This is a genomic window from Corynebacterium doosanense CAU 212 = DSM 45436, from assembly GCF_000767055.1.
Lineage (GTDB): Bacteria > Actinomycetota > Actinomycetes > Mycobacteriales > Mycobacteriaceae > Corynebacterium > Corynebacterium doosanense.
Genome location: NZ_CP006764.1, coordinates 2,038,346 through 2,057,783, shown reverse-complemented (window position 1 = coordinate 2,057,783; position 19,438 = coordinate 2,038,346). Strand labels below are relative to the sequence as shown.

General features: G+C 68.9%; 20 protein-coding genes. 7 read left to right on the top strand and 13 right to left on the bottom strand.

All coding sequences use genetic code 11. The annotated features are described in order from the left end of the window. The first annotated feature begins 12 nt into the window (after positions 1-12). Positions 13-171, top strand: a complete 159-nt coding sequence (locus CDOO_RS13990; RefSeq protein WP_018020700.1) for a hypothetical protein — start codon at positions 13-15, stop codon at positions 169-171. Between the two features lie 172 nt (positions 172-343). On the opposite strand, the gene CDOO_RS10055 is transcribed toward CDOO_RS13990, so the two are convergent. Continuing rightward, entirely contained in the window at positions 344-1,246 is a 903-nt protein-coding gene (locus tag CDOO_RS10055; RefSeq protein ID WP_018020701.1) for a ribokinase, read from the bottom strand. Positions 1,247-1,264: 18 nt separating this feature from the next. Between CDOO_RS10055 and CDOO_RS10050 the strand changes: the two genes are divergently transcribed. Beyond that, a complete protein-coding gene (locus CDOO_RS10050) occupies positions 1,265-1,726 on the top strand; it encodes a hypothetical protein (RefSeq protein WP_018020702.1) in 462 nt (153 codons plus the stop codon). Here CDOO_RS10050 and CDOO_RS10045 read toward each other — a convergent pair. The 10 genes from CDOO_RS10045 to CDOO_RS10000 all read right to left on the bottom strand — a co-directional run bounded on the left by CDOO_RS10045 (position 1,709) and on the right by CDOO_RS10000 (position 14,222). Next, complete coding sequence (locus tag CDOO_RS10045) at positions 1,709-3,130, bottom strand: ATP-binding cassette domain-containing protein (RefSeq protein WP_018020703.1); 1,422 nt, start codon at positions 3,128-3,130, stop codon at positions 1,709-1,711. The two genes, CDOO_RS10050 and CDOO_RS10045, sit on opposite strands and share 18 nt — an antisense overlap. Next, the gene (locus CDOO_RS10040; protein ID WP_018020704.1) at positions 3,123-3,962 is read right to left on the bottom strand and encodes an ABC transporter permease; all 840 of its coding nucleotides are present in this window, start codon (positions 3,960-3,962) and stop codon (positions 3,123-3,125) included. Before CDOO_RS10040 ends, CDOO_RS10045 begins: the two co-directional genes overlap by 8 nt. Beyond that, positions 3,955-4,914, bottom strand: coding sequence for an ABC transporter permease (locus CDOO_RS10035; RefSeq protein WP_018020705.1), 960 nt, complete (start codon positions 4,912-4,914; stop codon positions 3,955-3,957). The genes CDOO_RS10040 and CDOO_RS10035 overlap by 8 nt, the downstream gene beginning before the upstream one ends. Then, complete coding sequence (locus tag CDOO_RS10030) at positions 4,911-6,428, bottom strand: ABC transporter substrate-binding protein (RefSeq protein WP_018020706.1); 1,518 nt, start codon at positions 6,426-6,428, stop codon at positions 4,911-4,913. Before CDOO_RS10030 ends, CDOO_RS10035 begins: the two co-directional genes overlap by 4 nt. A gap of 16 nt (positions 6,429-6,444) precedes the next feature. Further along, positions 6,445-7,200, bottom strand: a complete 756-nt coding sequence (locus tag CDOO_RS10025) for a GntR family transcriptional regulator (protein ID WP_018020707.1) — start codon at positions 7,198-7,200, stop codon at positions 6,445-6,447. 196 nt (positions 7,201-7,396) lie between these two features. Then, entirely contained in the window at positions 7,397-8,428 is a 1,032-nt protein-coding gene (locus CDOO_RS10020) for an LLM class flavin-dependent oxidoreductase (RefSeq protein ID WP_018020708.1), read from the bottom strand. Positions 8,429-8,503: 75 nt separating this feature from the next. Further along, positions 8,504-9,901, bottom strand: coding sequence for a branched-chain amino acid transport system II carrier protein (brnQ, locus tag CDOO_RS10015; RefSeq protein ID WP_018020709.1), 1,398 nt, complete (start codon positions 9,899-9,901; stop codon positions 8,504-8,506). An 86-nt stretch (positions 9,902-9,987) separates the two neighbouring features. Beyond that, a complete protein-coding gene (locus tag CDOO_RS10010) occupies positions 9,988-11,157 on the bottom strand; it encodes a phosphotransferase (protein ID WP_018020710.1) in 1,170 nt (389 codons plus the stop codon). Between the two features lie 10 nt (positions 11,158-11,167). Beyond that, the gene (locus tag CDOO_RS10005) at positions 11,168-12,301 is read right to left on the bottom strand and encodes a MalY/PatB family protein (RefSeq protein ID WP_018020711.1); all 1,134 of its coding nucleotides are present in this window, start codon (positions 12,299-12,301) and stop codon (positions 11,168-11,170) included. A 10-nt stretch (positions 12,302-12,311) separates the two neighbouring features. Continuing rightward, positions 12,312-14,222 (bottom strand): ABC transporter ATP-binding protein, encoded by a 1,911-nt coding sequence (locus CDOO_RS10000; protein WP_026159180.1) that lies wholly within the window; start codon positions 14,220-14,222, stop codon positions 12,312-12,314. A 117-nt stretch (positions 14,223-14,339) separates the two neighbouring features. Here CDOO_RS10000 and CDOO_RS09995 point away from each other — a divergent pair, with 117 nt between their 5' ends. Both CDOO_RS09995 and idi read left to right on the top strand, forming a co-directional pair. After that, a complete protein-coding gene (locus CDOO_RS09995; RefSeq protein WP_018020713.1) occupies positions 14,340-14,891 on the top strand; it encodes a hypothetical protein in 552 nt (183 codons plus the stop codon). After that, positions 14,884-15,441 carry an isopentenyl-diphosphate Delta-isomerase gene (gene idi, locus CDOO_RS09990; protein WP_018020714.1) on the top strand — a complete coding sequence of 186 codons (558 nt, stop codon included), beginning with the start codon at positions 14,884-14,886 and terminating at the stop codon, positions 15,439-15,441. Before CDOO_RS09995 ends, idi begins: the two co-directional genes overlap by 8 nt. On the opposite strand, the gene CDOO_RS09985 is transcribed toward idi, so the two are convergent. Then, positions 15,438-16,724, bottom strand: a complete 1,287-nt coding sequence (locus CDOO_RS09985; RefSeq protein ID WP_018020715.1) for a carboxylesterase family protein — start codon at positions 16,722-16,724, stop codon at positions 15,438-15,440. The two genes, idi and CDOO_RS09985, sit on opposite strands and share 4 nt — an antisense overlap. 47 nt (positions 16,725-16,771) lie before the next feature. Here CDOO_RS09985 and CDOO_RS13985 point away from each other — a divergent pair, with 47 nt between their 5' ends. The 3 genes from CDOO_RS13985 to CDOO_RS14115 are packed head-to-tail and all read left to right on the top strand — an operon-like array spanning position 16,772 to position 17,240. Next, positions 16,772-16,927, top strand: coding sequence for a hypothetical protein (locus CDOO_RS13985; protein ID WP_155861252.1), 156 nt, complete (start codon positions 16,772-16,774; stop codon positions 16,925-16,927). Then, positions 16,927-17,088, top strand: a complete 162-nt coding sequence (locus CDOO_RS13980; protein WP_018020716.1) for a hypothetical protein — start codon at positions 16,927-16,929, stop codon at positions 17,086-17,088. Before CDOO_RS13985 ends, CDOO_RS13980 begins: the two co-directional genes overlap by 1 nt. An 11-nt stretch (positions 17,089-17,099) precedes the next feature. Next, the gene (locus CDOO_RS14115; RefSeq protein WP_018020717.1) at positions 17,100-17,240 is read left to right on the top strand and encodes a hypothetical protein; all 141 of its coding nucleotides are present in this window, start codon (positions 17,100-17,102) and stop codon (positions 17,238-17,240) included. Between the two features lie 9 nt (positions 17,241-17,249). On the opposite strand, the gene malQ is transcribed toward CDOO_RS14115, so the two are convergent. Then, positions 17,250-19,382, bottom strand: coding sequence for a 4-alpha-glucanotransferase (gene malQ, locus CDOO_RS09975; protein WP_026159182.1), 2,133 nt, complete (start codon positions 19,380-19,382; stop codon positions 17,250-17,252). Positions 19,383-19,438 lie beyond the last annotated feature (56 nt).

Here is a 19,438-nt window from a genome sequence, read left to right as displayed (position 1 = left end):
ACCGTGTCGGTCATGCAGGCATCTGATTCCTATGAGCATGCTTTTCTCAACGACCACGAGGCCGCGGTGATCGACGGCCTCGATTTCCAGGTTGAACGAGCGGAAGAACACTGCCTGGTGCGCGGGAACTCCCTCGCCGTGAACGTGCTCACGCGCTGGTACGCCAGCTAGGACTTTCGTTCCAGCCACTCACAACGAGTGCCTCGCCGAGCCAATCTGGCTGGGTTTGTGAGTGCGTAGAACGTGGGGGCGCTTTCGCAGGCTCTGTTCGTTCCAGCCACTCACAACGAGTGCCTCGCCGAGCCAATTTGGCCGGGTTTGTGAGTGCGGAGAACGCGCGGGCTCACTCCACCGCGGGAAGCACATCCCCCGGCCCGGGGTAGGACGCCTGTGCCCCGTGCCGGGTGACGGCGAACGCGCCGACCCGGGCGGCGAAGAGCGCGGCGTCGACAAGCGTGTCGCCCTCCGCCAGGCGGTGCACCAGCGCGCCGGCGAAGGCGTCTCCCGCCCCGGTGGTGTCCACGGCGGTCACGCGCGGGGTCGGCACCGGTTCGATTCCGGAGGTGTCGGCCACCAGCGCGCCCTCGGCCCCGAGGGTGAGAACCGCCGACGAAAACCCCGCTTCCAGCAGCGCCGCCGCCAGATCGTACGGGTCCTCGGAGGCCGGCTCGGCACCGAGCATCCGGAGGATCAGGTCGGCCTCGTGCTCGTTCGCCATGATCGGATCCGCGCGCAGCAGCGCATCGGGGGCGACGTCGATGACCGGCGCGAGGTTGACCACGACCCGGCCGGTGGCGAGGGAGATCGCGGCGGCGAACCCGTCGGCGGGGATTTCGCCCTGCAGCAGCACGATGTCGGCCCCCGAGATCAGCCCGGCATGGGACTCCACGTAGCCCGCGTCCACCGTGGCGTTGGCACCGGGGATGACGATGATGGTGTTCTCCCCGTCATCGGCGACCGTGATCATGGCCATGCCGGTGACCTCGTCCGTCTGCGCGACGGCGCTCATGTCCACCCCCGACTCCCGCAGGCGTGCGGTCGCGGGCACGGCATTGGCGTCGCGACCGACCGCGCCGACGAGCGCGACGTCCGCTCCGAGCAGCGCGGCAGCCACCGCCTGGTTCGCACCCTTCCCGCCGGCGGTCACCGGGTTTCCGCTGCCCAGCAGCGTCTCCCCCGGGCGGGGATGCCGCGCCACGGTGACGGTGACATCCGCGTTGATGGATCCCACGACAACGATGTTCATGGCGGTTATCCTACGGCCATGACTCCCGCCGACTGGATTGCCGCAGAGATCGATGCCGGGCGCACGCAGCTGCAGCCGATGCTCGAGCGCGCGCCGTTTCCCACCGCGGTCACCCGCACCGTGGCGGAGACCGGTGACTTCCGCATCGACGCCGGCCACGTGCGCCGGACGCCGCCGAAGCCCGCCTCCTGGTTTCCGGAGACACCGCTTATCGACGGCCGCCTGCACCACTCCCTCGCCGTCACCGACGACATGCGGGCCGGCGGCGGGGTGGTCGTCCCCATGGCCGTGGGCAACCTGCTGCAGATCCCCCGCATGGGTTTTGTCACCCTGCACACCGCCGACGGCCCGGTGGGCGCCCGGCTGATGGAGGATCACGTGCTGCTCGGGCCGGTCAAGGCCCTGGCCGATTTGTGCGGGTCGGTCGAGCTGGTCTTCGACCCCGCCGGCGAGCTCGAGGTCCTAGAGGGTGGGCACTGACTGCAGCAGCGTGCGGGTGTACTCGTGCTGCGGGTTTGCCCAGATCTCCTCGGTGGGTCCGTGCTCGACGATGCGGCCCTCGTGCATGACCACCACGGTGGAGCACACCTGGCGCACCACCGAGAGGTCGTGGGAGACAAAGACGAGGGTGAGGCCGTAGTCCTCGACAAGTTCCTCCAGCACATCGAGCACCTGCGCACGCACGGAGACGTCGAGGGCGGAGACAGGCTCGTCCGCGAGCAGGATCTCCGGGCGCGGCGCGACGGCGCGGGCGATGGAGAGGCGCTGGCGCTGGCCGCCGGAGAACTCGTGCGGGTAACGCTCGGCGGCGTCGGTGGGCAGGCCCACCTCGGCGAGCACCTCCCGGACACGCTCACGGTCGCCGCGGCAGGACTCCGCGACGGAGCGGCCCACCCGCATGCGCGGGTTGAGGGAGGAATGCGGGTCCTGGAAGACCATCTGCACGCCCGCGTCCACCGTCGCGGTTCCGGAGGTGGGGGAGTCGAGCCCGGCGATGATCTTGAGCAGGGTGGTCTTGCCGGAGCCGGAGCCGCCGACGATGCCGAGGCGCTCGCCGCGGGCCACGTGCAGCGAGACGTCGTCAAGCGCCGTTCTTTCCCCGTAGACGCGGGAGGCGTGGTCGATGACGATGACGTCCTCCCCGGTCTCGCGGACCCGGGCGGGCGCGCCGGGCAGCGAGGCGGCGACCAGCGCGCGGGTGTACTCGTGCGTGGGTGAGCGCAGCACCGTGGCGGTCGGGCCGTGTTCGACGATGCGGCCGTCGCGCATGACGGCGACTTCGTCGCACATGCGGGCGATGACCCCCAGGTCGTGGGTGACAAACAGCAGCGCCATGGTGCGCTCTTCGGCGAGGCGCTCGAGCAGCGAGAGGATCTGATCCTGGACCGTGACGTCGAGCGCGGTCGTGGGTTCGTCGCAGATGAGTACGTCGGGATCACCCGCGATGGCCATGGCGATGAGCACACGCTGGCGCTGCCCGCCCGAGAGCTCGTGGGGGTAGGCGCTCATACGCTCGCGGGGGAGCTGGACGTCGTCGAAAAGCTTCTCGACGGCCGCCGCCGACCCCTCCGCCGCCTCGGCCACCTGGCGGCCCACCGTCATCAGCGGGTCGAGCGCGGTCATGGGCTCCTGGAAGACCATGGCCATGCGGCTGCCACGCAGCCGGCGCATGCGACGGTCGGGGATCCCCAGGATCTCCTCACCCTCGAAGGTGACGGAGCCGGTGGCGCGCAGTACCGGGGGCAGCAGACCCATGATGGACAACGCGGTCATGGACTTGCCCGAGCCGGATTCGCCGATGAGCCCCAGCCGGGAGGTCGGGCCCAGGTGCAGGGAGACGTCGCGGAGGATGCCCTCGATGGACAGGAGGGAAACCTCAAGCATTGCGGACCCCTCTCGGGTCGAGGACGTCGCGGAGACCGTCGCCCAGCAGGTTGAAACCGAGCACCGTCAGGGCGATGGCCGCGCCGGGCCACAGCGCCAGCAGCGGGGCGGAGCCGAGGGAAGCCTGCGCGGACTGCAGCATCCGGCCCCAGGAGGGCTCCGGGGGAGGCGTGCCCAGGCCGAGGAAGGACAGGGCCGCCTCGGCGAGGATGGCCAGGGCGAAGGCCACGGTCGCCTGCACGATGAGCATGCCGGCAATGTTGGGCAGGACGTGCCGCCAGGCGATCACCGGGGCGGGGACCCGGGAGATGCGGGCGGCGTCGATGTAGTCCTGGGTCATCACCTGGAGCGTTCCGGCGCGGGCCACGCGGGCGAAGGCCGGGATGCCGGCGATGCCGATGGCGATCATCGCGTTGAGCGTGGAGGTGCCGAAGACGGCGCCCGCGACGATCGCCAGCAGCAGGGCGGGAAACGCCAGGAGGATGTCCATGCCGCGCATGGTCACGGTGGCCGGCCAGCCGCCGCGCATGCCCGCGGCGATGCCGGCCACGGTGCCCAGAACCGCGGAGACCGTGACGGCGACCAGGCCGACGAAGAGGGTGATCTGGCTGCCCTTCATGATCCGCGAGAGCAGGTCACGGCCGTAGCGGTCCGTGCCCAGCAGGTGCTGCGCGCCGGGCCGGGCCAGGGCGTCGGAGGGGAAGGCACGAACGGGGTCGTAGGGAGTCCACACCAGGGAGATCAGGGCGGCGAGCACGACCACGCCGACGATGATGAGGCCGATCCAGCCGGTGGCGGGGAGGCGGCGGAAAAGCTGCGAGGCACTACGCACGGGAGGTCGCCTTTCGGAGCCGGGGGTCGAGGAGGCGGTAGGCGACGTCGACGACGAGGTTGACCGTCAGCGTGAACAGCACCAGCAGCATGACGATGGTCTGCACCACCGGGATGTCGCGGGTGGAGACACCGCTGAGCAGCATGGATCCCAGGCCCGGCAGGAGGAAGACCTGCTCGATGACCACGGCGCCGACGATGAGGCTGGTCAGCTGCAGGCCGGTGACGGTGAGCACGGGAAGGGCCGCGCCGCGCAGGCCGTGGCGGTAGAGCGCCTCGCGGGGGGACTGCCCGATGGCCCGGGCGGTACGCAGATGGTCGGCGGTCATGACCTCGAGGACCGCGCCCCGGACGTAGCGGGTGAGGATCGAGGCCTGCACCAGGGTCAGCGCCGCCACCGGGAGGACGAGGTGGGAGACAAAACGCGGGAAATCGACGTTCGGCGGCACCCATCCGCTGGCGGGCAGCCAGCCCAGGCCGACGGAGAACACCGCGATGGCGATGATCGCCGCGAGGAAACTCGGCACCGCGATTCCCAGCTGCGTCAGTGCCGAGACAACGGTGCTGTCGGCGTGTCCGGTGCGTCGCGCGGTGAGGATGCCCAGCGGGACGGCGATGAGCAGGGAGAGGATCATGGCCACGCCGCAGAGGATGAGCGAGACCTGGGCGCGGTCGATGATCAGCGCCGTGACGTTGGTCTTGCTCGACAATGACATGCCGAAGTCCCCGGTGAGCAGGCCACCGATCCAGCTGAAGTACTGCGTGAGCAGCGGGCGGTCGGTGCCGAGCTGACTGGAGAGCTGGGCCACGGCGGCGTCGGTGGCGGAGGTGCCCAGGGCGATGCGCGCGGGGTTGCCCGGGATCAGTCGCATGACGGCGAAGATGAGCACGGAGGCCACGGCCAGGCTGAGGACGTAGCGCAGGAGCACCCGTCCGATGGCGGGCAGGGTCATTCGCCGTTCCTCTCGATCGTGCGGAGGTCGATGGTGTCGGTGACCGCGGTGGGCTGGACGCCGGTGACCCCGGGTGCGGTGAGCACGATGTTGGGGAAGTTCACCAGCGTCAGCGCCCCGGCCTCGTCCATGATGTGGGCGACGGCCGACTCCATGGCTGCGGTCTGCTCCTCCGGGGAGCCGGCGGAGTCCGCGGCAGCGAGGTCGTCGCGCACGGTCTGGCTGTCGAAGCGCAGGTAACCCTCGGGTGTACCGAACAGGGTCGGGATGTCCCGCGCCTCCGCGTGGGAGATCACGGACATCTGGTAGTCCGCCGCGCCCATGACCTGCGACAGCCACACGGCGGGGAACTCGGCGGTTTCCAGCTTGATGTCGAAACCGACGTCGCGAAGCTGCGAGAACACCAGTTCCGAGACGTTCTCCGTGTAGGGACGCGACGGCACGGTGATGGTCACCTCGGGGCGGTGCTCCTCGGAGTACCCGGCCTCGCGCAGCAGTTCGCGGGCGAGTTCCGGGTCGTAGGGGGCGTAGTTCTCGCCGGTGTACCAGGGGTCGGTCGGCGGGACGGGTGCGCCTCCGGTGTCCACGGCCAGGCCCTGCCACACCACGTCGCTGACCGCCTGGCGGTCGATGGCGTGGGCGACGGCCCGGCGGACGCGGACGTCATCGAAGGGGGCTGCGGCGTTGTTCATGCTCAGCAGAACCTCGCCGTTGGTGGTTCCCACCTCGACGCCGAACTCGTCGGGGAGGGTGTCCAGCAGCTCGGGGGCCTGCATGCCGAAGACGACGTCGACGTCCCCGGTGCGCAGCGCGTTGACCGAGCTCGTGGCGTCGGCGTAGTAACGGATCGAGGCGTCGTGGTCCGCCGGCTGCGCCCAGTAGTCCTGCCGCGCCGAGTAGGACACCGACGACCCGGGGACAAAACGTTCCACGGTGTACGGCCCCGTGCCGACGGGGTTGGTGGCCAGTTCGTCCATGCCGCCGGGGGTCATCATCGCGCCGGTGAGGGTGGCCATCGACCACAGCCAGCGGCTGGAGGGATGGTCCAGCGTGACCTCGAGAACATGCGTATCGACGGCCCGTGCCGACGCCACCGCCGCCATCTGCGACTTCAGCCCGTTGGTCCAGTTCTCCAGCACGTTGGTGACGGAGAAGGCCGCGGTCTCGGCGGTGAAGGCGTCCCCGTTGGAGAACGTCACCCCCTCGCGCAGCTGGAAGGTGTAGGTCAGCCCGTCGTCGGACACCTCCCAGGACGAGGCCAGACCCGGCTGGATCTGTCCGTCCTCGCCGATGGTTACCAACGTCTCGTAGACGTTGCCCATCAGCGCCTGGGGGATGGCGGCACCTCCCGCCGCGGTGAAGTCGAGCGACGAGGGGGCGATGGACGCCGCGACGACGAGACCCGATCCGGGCTCACGTCCGATCTGAGTGGCGGTCGAACCCGCCGAGCAACCCGCCAACGCCGTGACGCTGACCGCGCCTACGGCGCAGGCCAAGGCCTTGCGCAAAATCATGCGAGGGATCATAACCTCACACGTGGACATTCACCCATAGGGGGGAGGGGTTGCCCCTGGTGTTGTTCATTCCCATGGAGATGCGGTCGGGCCGGTAGCGGTAGTCCATGCATGCAACGGGGGTTCCCGCGTGCGTGAACGTGCGCATCTCCAGCTGGAGCAGCGCGGAAGGCTGCTCCAGCTCGAGCAGCTGCGCGTCATCGTCGGGGGCAGGGATGACACTCAGGGTGCGGGAGATGTTGTTGATGTTGAGTCCGGCCTGCTGCAGCCCCCGGTTGATCGACTCATGGTCGGTGTCCATCCCGAGGATGTGGCGGCCGTACTCCATGCGGAAGTGCTGGCGCTCGACGAGCACGGGTTCACCGTCGCCGAGGCGCAGGCGGTGCAGGGAGACCACCGGCTCGCCCTCCCCGATCTCGAGTTTTGCGGCGATGTCCGCCGGGGCCGGCTGGCGGGCGACGAGCAGGGTCCGGGAGCCGGGCTCGATGCCGTGGCTGCTCAACCAGGAGGTCGCCGAGAGAATCGCGTCGAAGGACTCGGTCTCGGCGGCCTCGAGGACGATGGAGCGGCGACCGCGGCCGGAGGAGATGAGGCCCTCGTTGCGCAGGGTGGCCATGGCCTGGCGGACGGGGCCGCGTGAGGAGTGGAAGCTCTCGCAGAGCTGCGCCTCGGAGGGGAGGATGTCGCCGGGGTTGAGTTCCCCTTCGCGCATGGCGGTGCGCAGATGATCGGCGATGGCCTCGTATTGCTGTGATGGTCGGATGGGACTCACGATGGTGTCCTTATTTCCTCAGTACTCGGGTGTTCGGCATGCGCGCAGGTGAAGCCCATTATCGCGAACAGTCTCTCTATAGTTACAGAAAGTAGCATAGAGGTTTCCCGTGCTAAAAATGAGTATTTCTCAGATAGCCGGAGAAGTAGGTACTAAAGGATCCTCTTGACCACACACGTGGCCGGGGGGCGGAGGGTCAGCTCCAGGTGCCCGGCGCTCCGGCGGTTTTCGCCGGGTCCAGCTCCCAGGCCTCGGCCAGCAGGCGGATCGACGCCAGTGCGTGATCGTTGCTCGGGCCCTGGGGGGAGATCATCAGTTCGTCCGCGCCCGCGAGCTTGACGAAGTCTTCCAGGTAGTCCCTCACCTGGGTCGTCGTGCCCACCGCGGTGAAACGCAGCATGTCCGCGATCTGGCGACCCTGCGGGGACGACACCAGACCGTCGAGCTGCGCGTCGGTGATGGAGGCGCCGGTGCGCGTGATCATGGAACGCACGCGGTTACGCACCACCTTGCGCTGCTGCTCGGCCGCGCCTTCCTCGGTGTCGTCCGCGATGACGTTGACTGCGGCGATGCAGTAGGGCTCGTCGAGGACGTCGCTGGGCTCGAAGTTCTCGCGGTAGTGCTTCGTCGCCTGCTCCAGGTGGGTGGGGGCGAAGTGGGAGGCGAACACGTACGGCAGCCCGAGCTGGGCGGCGAGGGACGCGCCGTACATGGAGGAGCCGAGGATGTAGAGGGGCACGTTCGTGCCGTCGCCGGGGACGGCCCTGACGCCGGGGATGCGGGAGTTGCCGGAGAGGTAGCCGTGCAGTTCGAGGATGTCCTCGGGGAAGTGCTCGGCGGCCTGGGGGTCTCGTCGCAACGCACGACCGAGGGTGTTCATGTCCGTGCCGGGGGCGCGGCCGAGGCCGAGATCGATGCGCCCGGGATGCAGCTCGGCGAGGGTGCCGAACTGTTCCGCCACCACGTAGGGGGAGTGGTTCGGCAGCATGACGCCGCCGGCGCCGAGCCGAATCGTCGAGGTGTGGGCGGCGATGTGGGCGATGAGCACCGCCGGGACGGACGAGGCGATGCTGCCCATGTTGTGGTGCTCGGAGTACCAGATGCGGGAGTACCCGAGGGACTCCGCCTGCTGGGCGAGCTCCACCGACCGCTGCATCGACCTACCCGCCGATTCACCGTCGTAGATGGTGCAGAAATCGATGAGGGAAAGTGGCTGACGGTCGCTCATGGGTACCGGTGCTCCTAGAAAACGAGAAAGAGGGTGGGCTTGATCAGCCCACCCTACGTAAAATCCCGCGTCCGTCTAGAGGGCGGCGGCCTCGCGCTCGGGCGTCGCCGCCGGAGCCGGAGCCGGCTCATGCGGGCGCACGGCGTCCAGGATCAGGCCGATGATCAGCCCGATCACGGTCGGGAGGACCCAGCCCAGCGACGCGCTCTGCAGGGGAGCCCAGGACACGATCGGGTCGATGACCGAGGCGCCCCAACCCAGGGACTGCAGGGTGCTCAGTGCGGACCAGATGACGGCGACCCAGATGGCGATCCGGAAGGTCCAGTAGAAGTGGATCCGGCCGCGCAGGGCGGGCTCCAGCAGCGCCAGGAAGATCAGGGTGATCGCCGGCGGGTAGATTAAGCCGATGACCGGGGCTGCGACGGCGAGCACCGTCTCCAGGCCGAGGGTGGCCATCGCGGTGGCGGCCAGGGAGAACAGCACGACCCAGAAGTGGTACTTCAGGCCCGGGACGAGGGACTCGAAGAACTCCGAGGTGGAGGTGATCAGGCCCACCGACGTGGTCAGACACGCCAGCAGCACGATGACGGCGAAGAGAATCTGGCCGGGGAAGCCCATGGTGGCGTTGGCCGCGACCGACAGCATCCCGGCGCCGTTCTCGAGGTCCTCCGCGCCGGGGAGAACCCGGCCGACCACGCCGAGGCCGACATAGATCATGGCGAGCAGTGCACCGGCGATGAGGCCGGCGGTGATGGTGCCCTTGACCAGCGGCTTACCCTCGCCAAGGCCCTTGTGGCGCAGGGAGGAGATCACCACGATGGAAAACGCCAGCGAGGCGATGGCGTCCATGGTGAGGTAACCCTCGAGCAGGCCGGTGGCGGCGGGGTTGCTGACGAAGTCCTCGGTGGGGGTCCGGGAGATCGTGTCGAAGCGGAAGATGGAGATGCCGATGAGCACGAGCAGCAGGACAACCAGGACCGGGGTGAGGAACTTGCCCAGGGAATCGACGATGGTGTTCGGGTTCCACGACAGCACCAGGGAGACGCCGAAGAACACGAGGTTGAAGATCGCCGAGGCGCCGAGCCCCTCCCAGCCGGTGAGCGGGGTGATGGCAATCTCGAAGGAGACCGCGCCGGTGCGGGGCAGGGCGTAGAACGCGCCGATGGAGAGGTACGCGAGGATGGGGAAGACGATCCCGAAGACCACGCCGGCCCGGCGGGCCAGGTCGCTCACGCTGTTGCCCGAGAGGGCGATGGCGATGATGCCCAGGACCGGCAGGAGGACGCCGGCGCCGAGGAAGCCGAGGATGGCCGGCCAGAAGTTCTCGCCGGCGTTGACGCCGAGCTGGGGCGGGAAGATGAGGTTTCCGGCGCCGAAGAACATGGAGAACAGCATCAACGAGGTGGCGATGATGATGCCGGTGTGCCCCTTCCTCGAGGCGCCGGCGTCGCCGGAAGTGAGTGCGGTGGACATGGTGTCTGATACCCCGTTCGGAAGTGGCTGTGAATTGTCCGGGTCAGATTACCTTGACGTGTACTGAGTCACTAATTTTTTGCCGGCTAGCCGGTGATGCGGCGCACGGCGTCGGCGGGGATCCAGGCCCAGTCGGGGCGGTTGTTGAGCTCGTAACCGACCTCATAGAGCGCCTTGTCCAGCAGGTATGCGTCGAGAAGCGGGGAAGGCGAGGTGCCGTAACCCTCGAGCAGCGCGCTAGCGGCCTCGGCTACCCACGCGGCCGGGTCGGAGAGGCCGGGGCCGTCTGTGACGGGGAAATGCGCTGCGTAGTCGAGCGAGCGCAGCATGCCCGCCACGTCGCGCAGCGGGCTGTCCGGCAGCCGGCGCTGCGCCAGCGGCCGGGCGGGCTCGCCCTCGAAGTCGATGAGGATGTAGCGGTCGGCGGTGCGCAGCACCTGACCGAGGTGGAGATCGCCGTGCACTCGCTGGACAGGCACGTTCCCGTCCAGCTTCTCGAAGGTGCTCCGCGCGGCGGGCAGGTGCTCGAGAAGCGACGGGAACCGCCGGGCGGCCTCCTCGGCCTGGCGGTACAGCCGCTCGCCGATCTCCGCGGCGGGAACCTCCACGGTGTCGAATGCCCGGGCGAGGTGCTCGTGCACGGTGCGCATCGCCCGGCCGAGCTCCCTGGCCTCGTCGGCGAAGGACTCCCCGGCGGCCGCGACGTCGAGGGCGCTCTGCCAGCCGTCGCTTCCGCCGGCGACGAAGTCCTGCACCATCGCCAGGGTCACGCCGTCGTGGGTGATCCATCCACGCACCGGCGCGATGTTCGGGCAGTCCGGGATCTCGCTGAGCAGCTCGACGTCCGGGCTGAGGCCGTCCTCGAGCTTGCGGAACACCTTGACCATCACCGATCCGGACCCGTCCGCGTCGGTGAAGAGCAGCGAGGTGTTGGACTGCTCACCCTTGAGTGCCCGGCCGGTGTCCCCCTCGCGGAGGGGGGCGGTGCCGTGCACGGTGCCGAACCCGGGGGCCTCACCCCGGGCGAGGAGCCGGCCGTACTCCGTGGCCACGTCCTCGCGGCCGAGGACGTCCTCACCGGAGTCGTCGACAAGCATCTGGTACGTGTCGGTCACCTGTCCGTGGGTGACCTCCCACAACTCCAGCCTGCCGCCGGGCGCGGGTGCGGATTCGACGACGGCGACGGCGTCAATGGGCTCGGACTTGGCACCGTAGAAGCGGGAGCGGGCGAGCAGTTCGGCAGGTTCGGTGGTCATGAGGGAGAACCTACGCCGCGGCGAAAGCCTTGGCCATGCGGTCGACGGCCTCGGTGAGCAGTTCGCGGCTGGTGGCGAAGTTCAGGCGCGCGTGGTGCTCGCCGCCGGGGCCGAAGGTCGTGCCCTCGTTGAGCGCCACCCGCGCGTTCTTGCGCAGCCAGGCGGCGGGCTGCTCGAGCTCGCCGATGGCCGTGTCGCTGAAGTCGAGCCAGAGCAGGTAGGTCGCCTGGGGTCGCACGAGACGGATCCCGGGGACCGCGGCCGGCAGCGCTTCCATGAGCCAGTCGAGGTTGTCGCGCAGGTAGTCGATCTGCTCGTCGAGGTATTCCACGCCCTCGCGGTAACACGCGGCGGCGGCGAAAATGCCCAGCGTGCCGGTGCCGTCCTTGCTCACGCCGGTCAGCGAGCTCCACGTCTTCATGTCGGCGTCGTTGGTGAAGATCATCTGCGCGCACTTGAGCCCGGCGATGTTCCAGGCCTTGGACGTGGCCGTGACGGTGAGGCAGACCTCGGCGGCGGTCTCGCTTATCGACGCCGCGACCACGTGGTCCCCGTCGAGGACCACCGGCGCATGAATTTCATCCACGATCACCCGGGCACCGTACTTGTCGGCGATGTTCACCAGCCCGCGGAGGAAGTCCTCGTCGTAGACGTAGCCGAAGGGGTTGTTGGGGTTGGCCAGCAGGATCGACCCGGCGCCGGCCTTGAAGGCTCCCGCGACCTCGGCGAGGTCGATGCCACCCTCGGAGCCGATCTCCACCTTGCCGCGCCCGGCTGCCTCGGGCAGCTCGTTGAAGGGCGGGTAGGCGGGGACGGGGACGATGACCTCGGAGTCCGGGCGGGTGAAGTGCTGCACGGCGAGCACCATGCCGCGCACGACGTCGGGCACGGGCCGGACCTTGGTGGGGTCGGGGCGCCAGCCGTAACGCTGCTGGTAGAAGTCCGCCAGCGCCTCGGGAAGGTCGGAGGAGGCCGGGGTGTAACCGAAGGCCTCCTGCTCCACCATGCGGGTGATGTTCGCCTTGACCGCCGGGGCGGTGGGAAAGTCGGACTCGGCGATCCACAACGGAATAATGTCCTCGTCGTAGACGGTCCACTTGCGGGTGGTGCGTGCCTTGAGTTGCTCGAGAGTCGGAAAATCCATGCCACCCACCCTAGCTTCCGGCGGAGGGCTCCCACTCGTCCTCGTCGTCCTCCTCCCCGGAGACGACGGGGGCGTCGCCGACGAAGCCGAACTCACGCAGCCGCTTGCGGTCGGCCGCGGAACTCGAGGCCGTCAGGCGTAGGAGCTCGGCGTATACGCCGCCGGAGACAGCGAGCTCGGCGGGGGAGCCGACCTCGCCGACGTGGCCGTCGATGAGGGTGACGATGGTGTCCACGTCCGCGATGGTGGAGAGGCGGTGCGCGATGATCAGCGTGGTGCGGTCCTTCATCAGCTCGTCCAGACCCGCCTGCACCGCACGTTCGGCCTTGTTGTCCAGGGCGCTGGTGGCCTCGTCCAGGACGAGGATCGGAGCGTCCTTGAGCATCGCGCGGGCGACGGACACCCGCTGCTTTTGCCCGCCGGACAGGCGCAGGCCACGCTCGCCGATGACGGTGTCGTAGCCGTCGGGGAAGGCCATGATGAAGTCGTGGGCGTTGGCGCGCCGGGCCACGGACTCGATCTCCTCCCGGGACGCGCCCGGCTTGCCGTAGGCGATGTTGTCGGCAACCGACCCGGAGAAGAGGTAGGACTCCTGGAACACCACGCCGACCGAGGAGCGGATCTCCTCCACGCCCAGGTCGCGGACGTCATGCCCGGCCAGGCGCATGGAACCCCCGGTGGCGCGGTAGAGGCCGAGCATGAGGTTGACCACGGTCGACTTGCCGCCGCCCGACTCCCCCACCAGCGCGATCTTGTCGCCCTGCCGCGCGGTGAAGGACACGTCGCTGAGCACGGGTTTGCCCGGCTCGTACGCGAAGGTGACGTGCGAGAGCTCGATGACCGGCTCGTCCGGGGTGGGGCGAAGGGGCTGCGGGGAGGCGTCGACAAGCTCCGGCACCCCGGTCTCCCTGGTCGCGGCGATGAGCTGGGTGTTGGCAGTGGGTTCGAAGTCCTCGTCCATGACGGCGAAGTAGTCCTTCGAGCCGGCGATCGCACGCTGCGCGGAGTCGACGATCCAGCTCATCATGTGCACCGGCTGGCGGGCCATGTTGACCAGCTGGATGAGCATGACCATGTCGCCGATGGAGAAGTCGCCGCTCAAGGTGCGGCGGAAGATGACCAGGTAGATGCCGAAGAAGATGATGTTCATCGCCGCGCCGCGCAGCACGTCCATCTGATGCCACCAGCGCGACTGCGGGCGGGTGACCTCGACCGTGCGGCCGTAGCGACGCCCGAAGAAGTCGAGCTCGCGGACCTCCGCGACGAAGGACTTGACCACCTTGACCTGGCTCACCGTCTCGGAGAACCGGCCGTTGGCCAGGTCCACCTGCTCGTTCTTCTCGCCCTCGAGGCGCTGCCAGCGCGGCGAGGTCAGCGCCGTGAGCCACATGTAGACGGGGAAGACGAGCAGCAGCAGGTTCGTCAGCGGCCAGTAGTAGAACGAGGTGATCACCAGGATGGCCACCACCTGGATGATCATGGGCAGGAAGTTGTTGGAGATCGACTGCAGGAACTGGGTGATGCCCGTGATGGAGCGGTCCAGGCGCGCGATGATCGTGCCGGTGACCTGCTTGTCGAAGTACTTCTGCGGCAGGGCCAGCAGCTTGGCGTAGTAGCGGGTGGAGAGGATCTGGCGCAGCCGGGAGCTCATCACGTCGCCGTAGTAGCCGCCGACGTTGGTGGTCACGGTGTAGGCCAGCTCGGCGAGCAGGAGGCCGCCGGCGAGCCAGAGAATGGTGCGGGTGGCGTCGGCCGCGTCGGTCTCCCCGCGCAGGGAGGACACGATGGTGTCGGTCGCGTCGCTGATGAGGAAGGGGGTGATCAGGCCGAGTCCCGCGCCGAGGACGGCGACGAGAAAGATGCCCAGGTAAAACGGCCACAGGCTGGAGGTGTTGCGGAGGATCTTGACGAGGGGTGACACGTTTCCGGGGTGATTCACTTTCAGAAGGGACATGCGGGAGAGCAGGTTTCTCACGCTCGTCGCCACAGACTACACTCGCCGGAGTATTCTGCCGACCTCGAAGAAAGGGTCTCCACCGTGCAGTTTTCTCCCCGGCCCCGGGCGCTCATGGTCCCCGTCGCAGCCGCCCTCGCGCTGGCGCTCTCGTCCTGCTCGGGCGTCCAGCCGGCCGACCAGGTCTCACCCGGTGGCTCGCTCAGCGTGTCCACCTCGCAGACCCCGACCGCCGACGCGCACGACACCGCGCCGATCATCGCTGACGAGCCCTACGGCGAGGTGGAGGATCCGGGGCACGGCGTGACCTGGCACTTCCAGGGAACCAACCCCGGGAACTACGGCGGCACCGTGGTCAACGTCGCGGTCACCAACAACAACGACGCCCCGCTGTCGCCCGAATCCCTCGGCCAGCCCGTCCTCCGCTACAACACCGGTGGCCGCATGGAGGAGGTCGACCTGCTGGAGACCGACGTCCCCGAGGGGGCGATGCCGCTGCAGATCCCGCTCGACCGGCCGCTCGGCGTCGGCGCGACGACCAACCTGCAGTACACCTTCGACGTCACCCGATCGAACCTGGGCAACGCCGAGTTCACCTTCGGCAACGTCACCTGGAAGGGCAGCCTCATTGTCTGACGAGTACGTCGTACTCGCCGATGCCCACGGCCGACCCTCGGGCACCGCGGACAAGGCGACCGTCCACACCGACGACACCCCGCTTCATTTCGCCTTCTCCGCCTACCTCGTCGACTCCCGCGGCCGCGTCCTGCTCACCCGCCGCGCCCTGAGCAAGATCGCCTGGCCGGGCGTGTGGACCAACAGCTTCTGCGGCCACCCCGGCCCCGGGGAATCGACCCCGGACGCGATCCGCCGCCGCGCCGCGCAGGAACTTGGCATCGACCCGGACAACCTCACGGACATCCGCGAGGTGCTGGGCGACTTCTCCTACCGCGCCACCGACTCCTCCGGGATCGTCGAAAACGAGATCTGCCCCGTCTACGTCGTCTCGCTTCGCGACGACTCCCCGCTCAACCCGCACCCCGACGAGGTCGACTCGTCGTTCTGGATCGCCGCCGACCAGCTCTTCGCTGCGGTCGACGCCGCTCCGCCGGCGTTCTCGCCGTGGCTGGTCAAGGAGCTTGGCGACGACCGCCTGCGCGCCGAGCTCGCCCGCACGGCCAGCTAGTCGCGGTAGGGATCGGGAAACGCCAGGCGGGCGATCCGGAGGGGATCGACGGTGGGCGTGAAACGACCGTCGACAAGCGAGATCTCCATCGCCTGCCTGCCCTCGGAGTACTCCGGCCAGCCGACCTCACCCGTATGGGCGAAGTTCATCAGCCAGCGGTGCACGGGGAAATTTGTGTCGTATCCCTCGGCGGCGAACAGCGCCGGCAACTCGCCGCAGTGGACGGCCGGGTGCTGCGGGGTGCCGGTGAATTCCGCCAGCCACACCCGCCCCGGGGCACCGTCGGCGACATACTGCGTCCACCGGCGGATCATCGAGTCGCCCACCAGCCTCGACGCCGTCTTCCCGGGTGCGACCTCGCGGGTGGAGTCCAGCCAGCTGCGATAGGTGCCCGTCATGCCCATGGGGCGGGCGATGACCCGGGTGTAGAGGTGGCCGTTGCCGCGTTTGTCCATGACCCGGGCGGCGGGCATGTCGTAGAACTCGTCGCGGGTGCACGTCACCACCAGGTCGACCTCCGCCATCTCCTCCGGCTGCAGGGGAAACGGGCCCAGCGGGAGGTCGAGAAAGAGGGTGCGTTTGAGGCGTCGGTAGGCGCGGTCGAGGCGCTCGGGTGGCTGCCGGCGCAGGGAGTCCCGGGTCAGAGGCTTGCCCAGGAAGGTGCGGAAGAGCCCGGTGCGGTCCTCCCAACCGCGGCGCGGGAAGGCGGGGGAGCAGGCGAGCACCCGTCGGAACGCGCCGCGGTAGTGATCGCGCCGGGTCAGCCACAGGGCGATCGACGCCCCGGCGGACTGGCCCACGAGGGTGACGTTGGTGGGGTCTCCGCCGAAGTCCTCGATGTTCTTCTGCACCCATTCGAGGGCGAGCTGGCAGTCGTCGATCGCGCGGTGGTGGGCGGGCTCGTCGCCGCGGAATCTCGCCATGCCCGCGATGCCCGTGCGGTAGCCGACCCGCACGGCCACGGCCCCGGAGTCGGCGCAGCCCGCGCCGGGGGAGCGGGGGTCCTCGTGGCTGCCCGTCTCGAAGCTGCCGCCGTGGATGTAGACGATGACCGGCAGATCCGCCCCCGAGGTCGTGCCTCCGGGACGCAGCACCGTCAGCGCGACGGACTCGGGGCGGGGCACGCGGGCGTCGATCTCCTCGCCGGCTGGGCGCTTGCGGGCGTCGGCGAAGTTGTCGTCGATCTCGGAGTAGGCGATGGAGTGGAAGCGGTCGGTGCCGTCGTCGTAGGAGATGCCGGTGACTTCGCCGGCGGGGCAGCTGACGGACACGGGTGCGCTCATGGGTGATCATCCTAGGCGAGCGCGGGTGTTCATTAAGGTGGTTCAGCATGACCAACCCCCTGCTGTGCCCCTCCCCGCATCACTCCGGAGCGATCCGGGAACCGAGGGTGCTGCTGTGCCCGTGCGGCCGGGAACGTGATGCCGACGCACTGTCGGCCCGGCGTGGGCCCGTGGCCACACGGACGGCGAAGGAGCAGCGCTGATGGACTGGTTGATCGGACTGCCCCTGTGGATCCAGCTCGCCGCCACCCTCGGGCTGCTCGTGCCCGTGGCGGGAGTGGGGGCCTGGGTGCTGCTGTGGGTCCTCGACACCGGCATCCGGATGGCCACGACCCGAAGAGGGAAACGCCGAGACCACGACTAGGGTTAGATGTTATGGCTAACCCAGAGGAGCTGCGCAAGCAGGATCAGAAGCTTCCCAAACCCCGGCGAAAGTACCCGCAGTCGCGGGTGACGCAGTCCCTCTGGGCGCTGCTCGCCGTCATCGTCATCGGCTGGGTCGCCAGCCTGTTCTAGGCCGGCCGGTCAGCGCCTGGAGGCCTCTCCGACCCGGCGAACCAGCTCGAGGTCCGCAAGATCGTCGATGAGCACGGCGTCGCCGTTGCCGTCGCAGAGCGGGATACACCAGTTGGGGTAGACGTCGGCGTTTGTGCCCGGCTGGTTCTGCACCCGCCTGTCGCCGACCAGGTCGACGAGGTTGGTCACCGTGAGCGCGCTCGGGGTCGCCGCGATGAAGCGGTGCAGGCCCACGAGCAGGTCGGCGGTTTCCCCGCGCTCGTCCCGGCCCAGGCCGGTGAAGTCCGTGCGCTCCGCGGCGGTCCCGGCGAGGTAGCCGTCCTTGGACAGCCGGTTGAGCACCTTGGACTGCCACTCGACGTCCTCCTTCTCCTCCTCCTCGGCGTCCGTGGTGAGCACCCCGAGCTCGTCGCGCAGGCGGATGTGCTCGCCCTCGAGGTAGCCCGCCGTCGGGGGAAGATCATGGGTGCCCACCGAGGACAGCGACAGCCTGCGGTAGTCGCTGGCGGCGAGCGGCTCGTCGTTGTCGTCGGACTCGAACCACAGGACCGTGGTGCCCATCACCCCGCGGTCGGCGAGGACGTCCTGGACCCACGGTTCGAAGGTGCCCAGATCCTCGCCGATGACCACGGCGTCGGCGCGCTCGGCCTCGAGGGCGAGGACCCCGACCATGGCCTCGTGGTCGTAGCGCACGTAGGTGCCCGTGGAGGGATCCTCCATGCGCGGCATCCAGAAGAGCCGGAAGAGACCGAGGATGTGGTCGACGCGGATGCCGCCCGAGTGGCGCAGCACGGAGGAGAGCATCTCCCGCCAGGGGGCGTAGCCCTCCTCGGCCAGCGCCTCCGGGTTCCACGGCGGCTGGGACCAGTCCTGTCCCTGCTGGTTGTACGGGTCCGGCGGGGCGCCCACGGAGGCGTCCTGGACCAGCCAGTCGCTCATCGTGTGGGCGTCGGCGCCGCCAGGATGCACGCCGACGGCGAGGTCCGTCATGATGCCGATGGCCATCCCAGCCTCGGTGGCCCGCTGCTGCGCGTGGCCCATCTGCTCGTCACAGAGGAACTGCAGCCACCGGTGGAACTCCGCGAGATCCTCCCGCGCGGGGGTAATCGCGTGTCGACGTTTCGCCCACACCTGTTCCAGCTCCCGGTCGGCGCACCACTCCGCGAAGGCGGCCAGGCCCTCGCCCTCCTCCCGCTGGTAGGCCTCAAAGGCCTCGCGGCGCTCGGGCGTGAACTCCACCGAGAACATCTCCCGCAGGGAGTCCAGCTTGGCCTGGTAGATGGGGTTGCGTTCGATCTTGTCTGCCGAGGTGTTGGCCTGGCCGAGCTCCTCGGCGATCTCGGCGATCTCCGCCCGGGCAGAGGCCGCCAGCTGCGTGTACTCCGGCACGTCCTCCACCCGGAGATACAGCGGGTTGGTGAACCGACGCGTGGACGGGAGGTAGGGGGAGTTCTCAACCGGCGGGAAGGGCTCCGCCGCGTGCAGCGGGTTGACCTGCAGGAAGTCCGCGCCGATCGTGGTGGCCAGCGTGGCGGCGAGCTCTCCCATGTCGTGGAAGTCCCCGATACCCCACGACCCGGAGGAACGCACTGAGTAGAGCTGCGCCATCACGCCGAAGCGGGGATCGCTGAGGTAGCTCGCCGTGGTCTCCAGACGGGCGGGGGTGATGATGAGGGCCGCTTCGGCGTGCAGGTCGTCCGAGTCGAGGATCAGCCGGTGGTAACCCCGCGGCAGATCCCCCGGAATATGGAAGCTGGCCTCGCCCCAGGTCACGCCGTCGACGGTGACCGGTTCGGTCCAGTTCTCGTCCTGGTAGACCTCGCGGGTGCCGCCGTCCTCCAGCTCGATGTGCACGTTCGCCGGTGCCCCGTCGTGCACGTGCACGAGGAATCCCGTCTCCACGGACTCCGTGCTCACCACGGTGGGAGGAAGCGGGCGGGTCGCGGCGCGCTGCCGACGCCGGCGCAGCGCCTCGGTGAGCTCCTGCTCGTCAGCCCCCTCTGAGAGGGGGGCACCCAGAGCGATGAGAAGTTTGAGCAGGGTGTCCTGGCTGGCGCTGACGGTGTTACCCGAGTTGTCGGTGTACTCGGTGGAGATGGCGTAGTCGTCTGCGAGGTCCCGGAGCTTGTCCATGTAAGTCACGGGTACCAATCGTGCCAAAAGTATCGCCGTTTTGTGTACATCGCCCCCGCCGATCG

Coding starts and splice junctions, on each gene's coding strand:
- CDOO_RS13990 (WP_018020700.1), top strand. CDS start 13: ATGCAGGCATCTGATTCCTATGAGCATGCTTTTCTCAACGACCACGAG.
- CDOO_RS10055 (WP_018020701.1), bottom strand. CDS start 1,246: ATGAACATCGTTGTCGTGGGATCCATCAACGCGGATGTCACCGTCACC.
- CDOO_RS10050 (WP_018020702.1), top strand. CDS start 1,265: ATGACTCCCGCCGACTGGATTGCCGCAGAGATCGATGCCGGGCGCACG.
- CDOO_RS10045 (WP_018020703.1), bottom strand. CDS start 3,130: ATGCTTGAGGTTTCCCTCCTGTCCATCGAGGGCATCCTCCGCGACGTC.
- CDOO_RS10035 (WP_018020705.1), bottom strand. CDS start 4,914: ATGACCCTGCCCGCCATCGGACGGGTGCTCCTGCGCTACGTCCTCAGC.
- CDOO_RS10030 (WP_018020706.1), bottom strand. CDS start 6,428: ATGATTTTGCGCAAGGCCTTGGCCTGCGCCGTAGGCGCGGTCAGCGTC.
- CDOO_RS10020 (WP_018020708.1), bottom strand. CDS start 8,428: ATGAGCGACCGTCAGCCACTTTCCCTCATCGATTTCTGCACCATCTAC.
- brnQ (WP_018020709.1), bottom strand. CDS start 9,901: ATGTCCACCGCACTCACTTCCGGCGACGCCGGCGCCTCGAGGAAGGGG.
- CDOO_RS10010 (WP_018020710.1), bottom strand. CDS start 11,157: ATGACCACCGAACCTGCCGAACTGCTCGCCCGCTCCCGCTTCTACGGT.
- CDOO_RS10005 (WP_018020711.1), bottom strand. CDS start 12,301: ATGGATTTTCCGACTCTCGAGCAACTCAAGGCACGCACCACCCGCAAG.
- CDOO_RS09985 (WP_018020715.1), bottom strand. CDS start 16,724: ATGAGCGCACCCGTGTCCGTCAGCTGCCCCGCCGGCGAAGTCACCGGC.
- CDOO_RS13985 (WP_155861252.1), top strand. CDS start 16,772: ATGACCAACCCCCTGCTGTGCCCCTCCCCGCATCACTCCGGAGCGATC.
- CDOO_RS13980 (WP_018020716.1), top strand. CDS start 16,927: ATGGACTGGTTGATCGGACTGCCCCTGTGGATCCAGCTCGCCGCCACC.
- CDOO_RS14115 (WP_018020717.1), top strand. CDS start 17,100: ATGGCTAACCCAGAGGAGCTGCGCAAGCAGGATCAGAAGCTTCCCAAA.